Origin of the sequence: Psychrobacter sp. Marseille-P5312 (assembly GCF_900291405.1) — a bacterium.
Classification (GTDB): domain Bacteria; phylum Pseudomonadota; class Gammaproteobacteria; order Pseudomonadales; family Moraxellaceae; genus Psychrobacter; species Psychrobacter celer.
Genome location: NZ_OLML01000001.1, coordinates 1,558,984 through 1,571,217 on the forward strand (window position 1 = coordinate 1,558,984; position 12,234 = coordinate 1,571,217).

The 12,234-nt window shown below is 47.6% G+C and carries 7 protein-coding genes; 3 read left to right on the plus strand and 4 right to left on the minus strand.

Features of this window, described 5'->3' with window-relative positions; all coding sequences use genetic code 11:
- Positions 1 to 379 precede the first annotated feature (379 nt).
- Complete coding sequence (locus C6W44_RS06775) at positions 380 to 2,563, plus strand: carboxy terminal-processing peptidase (protein ID WP_105244758.1); 2,184 nt, start codon at positions 380 to 382, stop codon at positions 2,561 to 2,563.
- Between the two features lie 583 nt (positions 2,564 to 3,146).
- Here the strand turns inward: C6W44_RS06775 and C6W44_RS06780 are convergent.
- Entirely contained in the window at positions 3,147 to 3,632 is a 486-nt protein-coding gene (locus C6W44_RS06780; RefSeq protein ID WP_075101756.1) for an FKBP-type peptidyl-prolyl cis-trans isomerase, read from the minus strand.
- 345 nt (positions 3,633 to 3,977) lie between these two features.
- Between C6W44_RS06780 and C6W44_RS06785 the strand changes: the two genes are divergently transcribed.
- The gene (locus C6W44_RS06785) at positions 3,978 to 5,990 is read left to right on the plus strand and encodes a M61 family metallopeptidase (RefSeq protein ID WP_105244759.1); all 2,013 of its coding nucleotides are present in this window, start codon (positions 3,978 to 3,980) and stop codon (positions 5,988 to 5,990) included.
- Positions 5,991 to 6,104: 114 nt separating this feature from the next.
- Here C6W44_RS06785 and C6W44_RS06790 read toward each other — a convergent pair whose 3' ends face one another.
- Together C6W44_RS06790 and C6W44_RS06795 are read right to left on the minus strand one after the other, a co-directional pair.
- A complete protein-coding gene (locus C6W44_RS06790) occupies positions 6,105 to 6,974 on the minus strand; it encodes a DUF305 domain-containing protein (protein ID WP_105244760.1) in 870 nt (289 codons plus the stop codon).
- A gap of 110 nt (positions 6,975 to 7,084) precedes the next feature.
- Entirely contained in the window at positions 7,085 to 7,717 is a 633-nt protein-coding gene (locus tag C6W44_RS06795; RefSeq protein WP_105244761.1) for a pseudouridine synthase, read from the minus strand.
- 507 nt (positions 7,718 to 8,224) lie between these two features.
- Between C6W44_RS06795 and icd the strand changes: the two genes are divergently transcribed.
- Entirely contained in the window at positions 8,225 to 9,484 is a 1,260-nt protein-coding gene (gene icd, locus C6W44_RS06800) for an NADP-dependent isocitrate dehydrogenase (RefSeq protein WP_105244762.1), read from the plus strand.
- Positions 9,485 to 9,666: 182 nt separating this feature from the next.
- On the opposite strand, the gene C6W44_RS06805 is transcribed toward icd, so the two are convergent.
- Positions 9,667 to 11,886, minus strand: a complete 2,220-nt coding sequence (locus tag C6W44_RS06805) for an NADP-dependent isocitrate dehydrogenase (protein ID WP_105244763.1) — start codon at positions 11,884 to 11,886, stop codon at positions 9,667 to 9,669.
- Between the last annotated feature and the right edge of the window lie 348 nt (positions 11,887 to 12,234).

A 12,234-nucleotide genomic window follows, 5' to 3' on the forward strand; every position in this document is an offset into this window, starting at 1 on the left:
CTTTAAATTGATGGGCTTATGGGGTTTAATGAGTGATCTCGTCGATGTACAAAAAGCGCTAGTAGCGCAAAGATGGACTGCGATAAATATGACAGAAAGTTTGGTACAGAGCGGCGTAGCGTGTAAGATTGTTTATACAGTTTAAGACAGTTTTATCTAGATGCTCGTGATAATATTGATTGATTTTTCACGATATTTTAATGCTATCTGGTCACTTCTGTATAGAATGCCGTATAAGTAGTCAGCTATTACAATCACTACAATCTGCGATACCAATGATGGTAATAACAGAGAGGGTATCAAGATAGCAGCAGAGCAAAGCCTTCTGGATTTTTACAATAACGATATTATTACTCACTTAAAAAACTAGGTATATATGATGAAAAAACAACCAGCACAGTGGTTACTCAGTGCAGTGTCAGTGGGCATCGCCGGTATTATTTTAACCCAAAGCTATAGCACTGCTGTGGCAGAGACCAGCACCGAAGGCTTTGTACCGACGCCTGAACAAAAAGTCACCACGCGCCAAGTCGCCGCCTTGCTAGATCGGAGTCATTATCTCAATCAGCCACTCGATAGCAAAATGGGTAGCGAGATTTTATCGATGTATATCGATAGCCTAGACCCCAATCACACCTTATTTTTGCAATCTGATGTCGATGAGTTTAAGAAAAAATACGCCGACGAGTTTGGCGCACGCCTCAAGCGCGGAGATTTGTCGGCGGGGGTAGAGATATTTGAGCGTTATCGCAAGCGCTCAAGTGAGTACTTCGCCATGGCAAGTAAAATGCTCAAGACCGATATTGATTTGACAGGTGATGAGACCATCGTTTTAGACCGTGAAAAGCTTGGGCATTTTAAGACCAAAAAAGAGCAACGTGACTATTGGACGCGGCAGCTAAAATTTCAGCTGATCAGCATCACCTTGGGGCAAGAAGACGAAAAAGCCAAAGAGCAGGTGTTTTTAAACAACCCCGATATCACACGTGGTCAAGACCTCGTCCGTGATGACAAACGCACACCAAGTGAGATATTACTCAAACGTCTCACACGTCAGCAAGAGCAGTTTAAACGTCTCAAAGACGATGAAATCATGGAGACGATCTTAAATACCGCGATGCTGACCTATGACCCACACAGCAACTATTATGCGCCTATTCAAGCGACTGAGCTGCAAATTCAGTCAAGCTTGCAACTAGAAGGCATCGGTGTATCGATTCGCCCAGATCGCAAAAACCCAGACTATACGCGTATTGTCACGCTAGTCGATGGTGGCCCTGCAGCCAAAACTGGTCAGATAAAACCCAATGATTTGATCGTCGGTATCGCCAAAGACGGCAAAAACATGACCGATGTGGTCGGCTGGTCGACGCGAGAGATTGTCAGTTTGATTCGCGGTAAGCGCGGTACCTCAGTGACTCTCAAACTACGCCAGCCCAATACGCCAGACTCAAGTGCTCGCACCGTGACGGTGGTGCGCGATATCATTCAACAAGAAGAGTCGGGCGTCAAGCAGCGCGTCGTCGAAGTACAGCGTCCTAATATTGACAAAACGCCCAAACGTATCGGTGTGCTTGAGATACCAAGTTTTTATCTCAATTATCGCGCACGGCGCAATGGCGAAGACTATCGCAGCGTCAGTATCGATACCGAAAAGGCGCTAAAAGCCCTTAATAAAGAAAATATCGATGGGCTTGTGGTGGATTTACGCAACAACCCTGGCGGCTCTTTGGATGAAGTGGCCAAGATGCTGGGCTTTTTTATCAAGAGCGGACCGCTCGTGCAAATTCGTGACAACCGTGGCAACATCCAAGTCTACCGCGACAACGATGGCGGCGAGCAGCTGTATGATGGCAAAATGGTGGTACTGACCAACTTAGCATCTGCCTCGGCCAGCGAAATCTTTGCTGCTGCTATCCAAGACTACGGACGCGGACTGGTCGTTGGTAGTACGACCACCGGTAAAGGCTCTGCTCAAATCCAGCTTGATAGTCTAGCGCTTGGGACAGCGACCTTGACTCAGCGTAAGTTTTATCGTGTGACGGGCGGCAGTACGCAAAACAAAGGTGTCGTCCCAGATATCGAGCTGGTCAATATCTATGATGATGCGACCTTTGGTGAGCGCGCGCAGAAAAAAGCCTTGCCTTGGGACACCATCAAAACAGCGCCGTACAAGCCAGAGGGCAAGTTTAGCAGTGATACCTTGGCGACACTCAATCAACAATCCAAGATTCGCCAACAGCAAAACCCGCAGTTCGTCTATCTCTCAACGCTCAATGATATCCGTGATATGGAAGATGAGAAAAAACCCATTCGCTTAGATATCAATAGCCGCCGCGCCAAGATGCAGCTGATCGAAAAACGCTCGCTTGAGGCAGAAAACAAGCGTCTGATTGCAACGGGCGAAAAGCCTTATAGTGATTGGAATACCTATCAGGCGGCGATGGATGCAAAGTTTGAAGAGCGCAGTCAGATGAAAGCCAATGAGCGCCCAGAGCTGCCAGAGGATGAGGCCTTTATCAATGAAGCTGCCTATATCATGCTAAGCGCAGAACCAAAGTAGCTGCTGAGCCCTAAAGAGGTGCTAGAGAAATGACGAGTGCTATCGAGATAACAATGGTATGTAAGCATATGCTTACACCGATTGACGTTTCGACCTCTTACTAACGATAGGGCAATCTGCGATTATAACTGTACGGCACGATTGAACGGAACGGTTCATGGATACTAGGGATTGGTATCTTAAAGGTCGCATCAGGGATAGGTGGTTTGCTGATTAGGGATGATAGGGATGATAAGGCTGGATGCCTGTCAGTTATGAGATACCCCGGGATTAGGTATTTGATAACATTAACATGGATGGTTAGTGATAAAAGCCGCATAATGCTTGTCGTTATGCGGCTTTGTTACGTCTAAAGGATGGCGGTTTAGTGGTAAACCATTGTGCCGCTCTCAATGACACTTGTGCTAGCATGGTTCGGTCAGCTGCCCACAACGCTGCTCCCATAAACGTACCGTATAAACGAGCAGGCACAAAACAGCAGGCATAAAAAAAGCCGACTCAATTGAGTCGACTCTGTTGGCCAGTTGGCTGATGTATCTTAAAGCCACCAGACCTTTTACTGCTTACCAAATGCAAGTAGCGATTAGTGCTGAACGCCACCAGCGCCATGTACATGGCCGTGGTTTAGCTCGTCTTCAGTAGCAGCGCGCACTTCTTGAATTTCAACATCAAACGTCAAACGCTTACCAGCCAATGGATGGTTGGCATCGACAGTGATTTCTTTGTCGTTTACTGCCGTGACGGTCACTAGCATCACTTGGCCGCCCGCTTCTGACTGGAACTGCATACCAGGCTGGATATCGTCGACACCTTGGAAGTTTTCACGTGGCACATGCTGTACCGCTTGCTCTTGGTACTCACCGTAGCCGTCAGCAGGCTCTACGACAGCGTTTACTTTTTCGCCAGCAGATTTGCCTTCTAGTTGTTTTTCTAGACCTGGGATGATATTGCTGTGACCATGTAGATAGGCAAGTGGTTGACCTTCTGGTGACTGGTCAAGGATGTTGCCTTCGTCGTCTTTTAGCGTGTAATTGAATGTGACGGCGGTGTCTTTTGCGATAGTAGTCATAAAATATCCTAAATATATCGATGTAAAAAATTAAATACGGTTGCAATAAACCTAAAAAAGCCAATTAGCCAGCCAAATAGCCACGTCATTAGTCAATTATCATCAGTTTATTTCGGTTTATAAAAGTAACTTTAGCAGTTAGCATCTTTAATTGAGATGGCTTTGATAACTTTCAAGGCAAAAAACAGAAAAAATGCCAATTAATCACGTTAAATAGCTATTTTTTTGAAATATAAACGGATGGACTCGCCAGATGCCTGAACGCTCCAGTATAAAACGTTTGCCAGTTGCGTTTTGTCTGTCGGGCTTCTACCATAATGATAACCATAAAAATGAGACAAGAAAATGACACAGATTACCTCAAAAACCAATGAGCAGCCAGCCAACTATGATGCCAACGTACAGAGTACAGCAGACATCGATATTCGTTATCGTTTTGATTTTTCCCGTTTTGCTGAGCACTTGGTGGATGTGACGCTGAGCTTTACCGTCAGCACCGATGCGCCGCAGCTTTGGCTACCTGCGTGGATACCAGGCAGCTACTTGATGCGCGAGTTTGCTCGCAATATCACCACTGTCCATTATCAGGTGCTAGATGAGCAGGATACAGCTCGTGATACGTCGTCACAGCCTTACCGTGGCCAAAAAATAGACAAGCATACATGGCAGCTCCCGCAGATAAAGGCAGGGCAGAGCGTCAGCGTTCATTATGAGGTTTACTGTTATGATCTGTCGGTGCGTACCGCCTACGTCGATCAGCAGCGACTGTATGGCAATTTTACCTCGCTTGCATTGGCTGTTGAAGGGCAAGAGCAGCAAAAGCTGCAAGTGAGTCTTATCGTTCCTGCAACGTTTTTGGCAGATAAGGATGAGGCGCGTGTTTGTCTGGCGATAGGCGTGGACTACACAGAGCTGCAGCTAGAGGGGCAGCTGTGCTTTGCGCTACAAGTGCCCAGCTATCATGACTTGATTGACTATCCGTTTGAGATTGCCGAGCAAGATAGGTTTGATTTTATTATTCAAGACAGCGCGCATCAGACGCTACGTCACCGTTTTTATCTGTCAGGCAAGCACATCAGCAATATGGGCAGGTTGCAGCAGGATATCACTCAGATCTGTCAGAGCTATGTAGACTGGTTAGGCGATGCGCCTTTTGCAGATTATACCTTTATGACCTTTGCCAGTGGGCAGGACTATGGCGGGCTTGAGCATATCAATTCTACCAGCCTGATCACCCCGCGCCGCGACCTGCCAAGTGTCGATGAGCCAGAAATACCCAGCAGTGATTATCAGCGTTTTTTAGGCTTGTGTAGTCATGAGTACTTTCATGCATGGTGGGTCAAGACGGTGCGCCCCGATGTGATGCTCGAGGTTGATTTACGAAAGGAGGCCTTTACGCCTTTGCTATGGGTGTTTGAGGGCTTTACCTCCTATGTGGACGACTTTATGCTGCAAGCATCAGGCGTCATCGATAAAGCCAGCTATCTGAAGCTGCTGGCTGAGCAAATCAATCGCTACTACCAGACGCCAGGGCGCGCATATCAGAGCGTGGCTGAGTCGAGTTTTGATGCTTGGATTAAGCTGTATCGCAATGATGAAAACACAGGTAACGCAGGTATCAGCTATTATAATAAAGGCGCCTTGGTAGCGCTTTGTTTGGACCTGACTTTGCTGGAGAAAACCAAAGGGCGTTATCGCTTGTTTGATGTGATACAGGCATTTTATCGACAGGCCAAGCAAAATGACAAGAAGCACATCGGTATCAGCAGTGCCGATATGGGCGCGGTCATCAGTCAGTTTATGCCATTTGATGTCTGGCAGGACTTTGAGCGCCGCTACGTCAATGGCGTTGAGGCGTTGCCGATACAGACATTGCTGAGTGCCAATGGTGTCAAGCTACATGTCAATAGTAAGGAGACGGCAGACAAGCACATGCCTTGGGGTATGCGCTGTAGCGATACCCCAGCAGGCCTCAAAGTCAATCGAGTCCTGCGCGGTAGTGCAGCGGCGCGTGCGGGTATCTCCGCCCATGATGTGATCGTCGCCATCGACGGTATCAAAGCCGATGCCAAACAGCTATCGTCTCTGAATACGTCTGCGCGCAAGATTGATTGTCATTTGTTTCGCCGAGATGAGCTGATGTCGGTCACCGTATTACCCAAAGCGGCCGCTGAAAAGAAAAATGCAGCGGCAGATATTGAGCAAGATGGCCTTTATCCAGACAGCCTCCGTCAAGATTGCCCTTATAAAGTCACTTTGCATCTTGCAACACCCACGAGCGCATCGCCCAGTGATGAGGCGGCATCGCCGACCCAAGCAGGCTGGCATACATGGCTAAATGTGTGGGCAGATAGGTAGGCTAAAGTCGCCCTTTCGTTGTCTGAGAGTAGATTAGAGGCTAAGGGCTGTTCGCTGTGTCGCCAAAGAGAGGCTTGGTGACACAGCTGGCTTACTATGTATGTTTGTGTGTATTTATGACCCACCATCTTTGGCTGGTGCTGTAGCCGGCTCCTTAGACGGCTGAGATTGAGACGGTTGAGCATGATCGTCTGACGCGCCAGTCGTAGAGTCCGCATCTGCATTGGTATTTGTCTCAGCGGCGTCCGCGCTATGGCTTGCAATCCATTTTTGCATCAGCTCAATCTCAGCTTGCTGGGTGTCGATGATACTTTGTGCCAACTGGCGCATCTCTTCGTCAGTGCCGTACTTGAGCTGTACGTTGGCCATATCTACCGCGCCGATATGATGCGGCAGCATACCGCGAGCAAACGCCATGTCTGGCTGCGGGTCGGCGATACCAAGCACCATATCACCGTGTAAGACATCCATGCTTTTAGCATAGGCCTGCTGCATGGCTTCTGTGTGTGGGTTGGTTTTGACGGTATCGGGGTGGCTGGCAAGCCATTTATTTAACGTATCAATCTCTGGCTGCTGGGCATCAATGACGTTTTGCGCCAGTTGCCGCATGCTATCATCTGTCCCGTATTTTAGCTGGGTCTTTGCCATCTCGATCGCTCCGCGATGATGACCAAGCATGGCTTTGGCAAACGCGGTATCAGGATCGTTATAACCCATACCGATCATCATCTCATCGTGCATACGCGTCATCGCCCTCGTATAGTCTTTGAGCATATCGGTCATTTGTGCCTCGTTTGCTGCATCTTCTTTAGCCAGCACATCGTCCGTTTGCGCATCAGATGGATTGATCTCTAGGTCGGTCACGGGCGGCGTTGCGGTATCGCTAGACGTCGCCTCATCCTCAGTCGCCGGCTGACAGGCACTTAATATCAGCGCAGCAGCAATACTGGTGGCAAGCAAAGAAAAGCGACGAGAAGCAATCATGACATATTCCTATTATAAAGCGGCAATGATAAAAACAGACGAGTGATGAGATAATATCCGTAATGTGCTGAATCTTAACAGATAAACCTTACCAGTTCGAGACATGATGTTTAGAGCGTGTGCCCAATCCCTAATTGTCGACAGCGCTCGTCATTTAGATGAATACGGACAAACTCACCGACCCCCAAACGGCCTAACTCAAACCCTGCAACCGACCAGCGTATCAAACGCAGACAAGGCAGACCTACATGAGCGGTCATACGCCTGACTTGGCGGTTTTTGCCTTCGTAGATGGTCAGCATTAGCCAAGACGTTGGGACATTTTTGCGCTCACGTATCGGTGGGTTGCGGGGCCATAAGGCTATTGGCAAGTCCGCCTCTGTGACCATCTGGGCGAGCGCAGGTAAAGTTTTACCGTCCTTTAAGTGCACGCCTTTGCTCAGGGCTTGTAGCTGTGCAGGCGTTGCGATCCCCTCGACCTGTACCAAATAGGTCTTGCCTTGCTTGTGCTTGTCTTTTTCAAAGCTCGCCGCCGATGGTGGCTGGGTAATGGCTTTGTTGACGCGGCCATCACTGGTCAAAATCAGTAGCCCCTCTGAGGTTGCATCAAGCCGGCCCGCCACTCGCAGCGACTTATCGGTAAAGTATGGCGATAGGGTGGCGTGGTCATTATTACTGTCGTCACGGAACTGACTTTGCACCCCATAAGGCTTATTGAACAAAATGAGACTAGAGCTCGGCATGGCGTAAGCATTCCTAAAATAAACTGACAAAGCGGTCAAAGGGCACTATGAAGTATAAAACAAGTATAAAAATTGCCGCTTGTAACCGTTGATGTGGTATCGGTCTTGAATGCTGCGACTATAACACCGTCCCATCGGTGAATAAATACCATGTTATTATTATGGTTTTATATCTTTGATATCCCGATAGGCGCTATAGTCAATCCGGTATAAAAATAATCTGATAGCCACGTATCCGATTTTAAACGATAAATGGCGAAGCAGCATACAGTAACGTCTCATCAAAACCCTAGCACATAACGCCTTTTGATTTGTTAATACTGTATAAACTATCTTTATAATTATGCTCGTTATGGGCCAATTGTGTTTTTGTCCTCTACGGTTTGGGTAAGTTTTGCAGTATGGTAAATGGCATAAGGAGTTACTCATCAGATTGGCAAAATTACGATAAATGACCAAGATATATAATTAAATAACTCATAATTAAATCATTAAGGAGTGTTACCCATGTCCTACGATAAAGTGATCGTCCCAAGAGACGGCGAAAAAGTCACGGTAAATGCTGACTTGTCTTTAAATGTGCCCAATCATCCGATTATCCCTTTTGTTGAGGGTGATGGTATCGGAGTCGATATCACGCCTGTGATGATAAAGGTCGTTAATGCAGCAGTAGACAAGGCTTATCATGGCAAAAAATCCATCATTTGGATGGAAACCTATCTCGGCGAAAAATCGGCAAAAGTATACGATGGGGATTATTTGCCCAATGAGACGCTGGAGATTTTAAAAGACTATGTCATCAGTATCAAAGGGCCATTGACGACCCCAGTGGGCGGTGGTTTTCGCTCGCTCAACGTCGCGGTACGCCAAGAGCTCGACTTGTATGTGTGCCAGCGCCCCGTGCGCTGGTTTGAAGGGGTGCCAAGCCCAGTGCAGCATCCCGAGCTGACAGACATGGTGATCTTCCGCGAAAACTCAGAAGATATCTATGCTGGCATCGAATGGAAGGCGGGCAGTGATGAGGCTAAAAAGGTCATTAAGTTTTTAAAAGAAGAGATGGGCGTCACCAAGATTCGCTTCGATGATGACTGCGGTATCGGCATCAAACCTGTCTCAAAAGAAGGCTCGCAGCGCTTAGTGCGTAAGGCCATCCAGTATGCCATCGACAATGATTTGCCTAATGTCACCTTGGTGCACAAGGGCAATATCATGAAATTTACCGAAGGCGCGTTCAAGGATTGGGGCTATGAGCTTGCCGCCGAGCGCTTCGGTGCCGAGCTATTGGATGGCGGGCCTTGGATGACGATGAGAAACCCAAAAACAGGCAATGACATCGTCATAAAAGACGTCATCGCTGATGCCTTTTTGCAGCAAATCCTCATGCGCCCTGCTGATTATTCGGTGGTGGCAACGCTCAACCTAAACGGCGATTATATATCCGATGCTCTCGCAGCAGAAGTGGGCGGCATCGGTATCGCACCAGGTGCCAATAAAGGCGGCGCAATCGCGGTTTATGAAGCGACGCATGGTACTGCACCCAAATACGCTGGACAAAACAAAGTCAACCCAGGGTCGCTCATCTTATCAGCTGAGATGATGTTACGTGACATGGGCTGGACGGAAGCGGCTGATTTGATCATCAGCGGCATCCAAGGCGCTATCGCTAATAAGACAGTGACCTATGATTTTGAGCGGTTGATGCCAGATGCCATTTTGCTGAGTACTTCTGAATTTGGTAAAGCCATTATCAAGCACATGCACGCTTAAGCGTCGGGGCATGTCTGCAACTTAATCAATGCTCTTTACATAAGGACGCATCCTAAAAGTAAGCATAAAAAAACACCCCTGAGATTTCAGATCTAAGGGGTGTTTTTTATGCTAAAAGTGAGCGTAAAGGCTTAAATACCTCCTTTACGCCCAGTGCTCAGGCATATCAGCGGTGCATCAGATTATAATGAGGCGATCGCTTCGTTGAATAACGTGCTTGGACGCATCACTTGCTCAGCCAGTTTTTCATCAGCTAAGTAGTAACCTTTGATATCTACCGACTTGCCTTGGGCATCATTCAACTCTTTGATGATGGCCGCTTCGTCACGCTGTAGTTGTTCTGCCAGCGGTGTAAACTGCGCTTTTAGCTCGCTATCTTTGTCTTGAGCCGCCAGCTCTTCTGCCCAGTACATCGCTAGGTAGAAGTGGCTGCCACGGTTGTCAATCTCGCCTGTCTTACGCGAAGGTGACTTGTTGTTTATTAGCAGTTTTTCTGTGGCTTTGTCGAGGGTATCTGCCAATACTTGCGCTTTGGCATTGTCGTCGTTTTTGGCCAAATGCTCCAAAGATTCGGTCAAGGCTAAGAACTCGCCTAGTGAGTCCCAGCGCAAGTGGTTTTCTTCTACCAACTGCTCGACATGCTTTGGTGCTGAACCGCCTGCACCTGTCTCAAACAAACCGCCGCCTTTCATGAGTGGCACGACCGATAGCATCTTGGCACTGGTACCAAGCTCTAAGATAGGGAACAAATCTGTTAAGTAATCACGCAAGATGTTACCAGTAGCAGAGATGGTGTCTAGACCGCGAGCGACGCGCTCTAAGGTATAACGCATGGCGCGAACCTGCGACATGATCTCGATATGTAGGCCATCGGTGTCATGGTCTTTTAGGTACATTTTGACTTTCTTGATCAGCTCGTTTTCGTGCGGACGGTATGGATCTAGCCAGAAGATCACAGGTGTGTCTGACTCGCGAGCACGGCGTACGGCCAGTTTGACCCAGTCTTGGATCGGGGCATCTTTGGTCTGACACATGCGCCAGATATCGCCTTTTTCGACGGCTTGCTCCATGAGGACTTCACCAGTATCCACATCTACGATACGAGCGATACCAGCATCGCTTGACTCAAAGGTCTTGTCGTGTGAGCCGTATTCTTCCGCTTTTTGAGCCATGAGGCCGACGTTTGGTACTGTACCCATGGTGGTTGGGTCAAAGTTGCCATGCCATTTGCAGAAGTTGATCATTTCTTGATAAATACGCGCAAAGGTAGACTCTGGCATGACCGCTTTACAGTCATACATTTTGCCATCTGCGCCCCACATCTTACCGCCTGAGCGAATCATCGCAGGCATTGAGGCATCGACGATCACATCGCTTGGTGAGTGGAAGTTGGTGATGCCTTTTGATGAGTCAACCATCGCCAGACGTGGACGATGCACTTGACAAGCATGCAAGTCGCGCTCAATCTCTTCTTGTAGAGAGGTTGGCAGCTCTTTGATTTTGTCGTAAAGTGATGCCATACCGTTATTGACGTTGATGCCTAACTCATCAAAGAGCGCACCATGTTTTTGAAAAGCGTCTTTATAATACGTTCTGACCGCATGACCGAAGACGATTGGATGCGAGACTTTCATCATCGTGGCTTTTACGTGCAATGAAAATAAGATACCTGCTTCGCGGCAGTCTTCCATTTCGCGCTCATAAAACTCAAGTAGCGCTTTTTTGCTCATAAACATCAGATCGATGACTTCTTTGTCCAACAAAGCAATCTCTGGCTTTAGGACTTTGGTGGTGCCATCTTCGAGCAACAGCTCCATACGTACGGTACGCGCCTTGTCGAGGGTCATCGATTGCTCGCCGTCATAAAAGTCGCCGCTGTGCATGTGTGAGACGTGAGTGCTTGACCACTGTTTCCACTCACCCATTGAGTGCGGATGCTTACGTGCGTAGTTTTTGACCGCTTTTGGCGCGCGGCGATCAGAGTTACCTTCACGCAGTACGGGGTTGACCGAGCTACCTAGTGCTTTGCCGTAGCGCTTACGGATGTTTTCTTCTTCCTCAGTTTTTGGCTCATCAGGGAAGTCAGGTAGGGCATAGCCTTTACTTTGTAATTCCTTGATAGCGGCTTTTAGCTGCTGTACTGAGGCACTGATATTCGGCAGTTTGATGATGTTGGCATTTGGGTCTTGGGTTAGGCGACCTAGCTCTGCGAGGTTGTCAGGTACGCGCTGCTCTTCAGTGAGGTACTCAGGGAATTCGGCCAACACACGCGCGGCCACAGAGATATCGCTGATATCGACAGAGACGCCTGCTGTATTGGTAAAGGCTTTGACAATTGGCAAGAATGATAAGGTCGCCAGCGCTGGGGCTTCGTCAGTTTTTGTATAAATAATTTTTGACATATTAGTAGAATATTCCTATAGGCTGTAGTGAATAATAAAGCTCAAATATAATGCTACAAATCGTTAAACGTCATATCGTTAAATAATACTATGCAATAGCAAACGTTATGGTTCGATCCCGTACATTATATGTAGTCTCTTGCAATGGTTGAGGCTACTTAAGTTTCTTGTTGCTGTTGGCTAGCCTTTATAACCGTAGTGGCTAGCTTTGATTGGTTTTTATTCAAAAGGCGCTTGCAATGATGATATCACCATCTAAAAAAAGCGACCTAAAAGCAAATGGCTAAGAGTATATTATAAAGGATCCACTATAAATTCGATACGGTGTCAATCCTATATCATGAACTA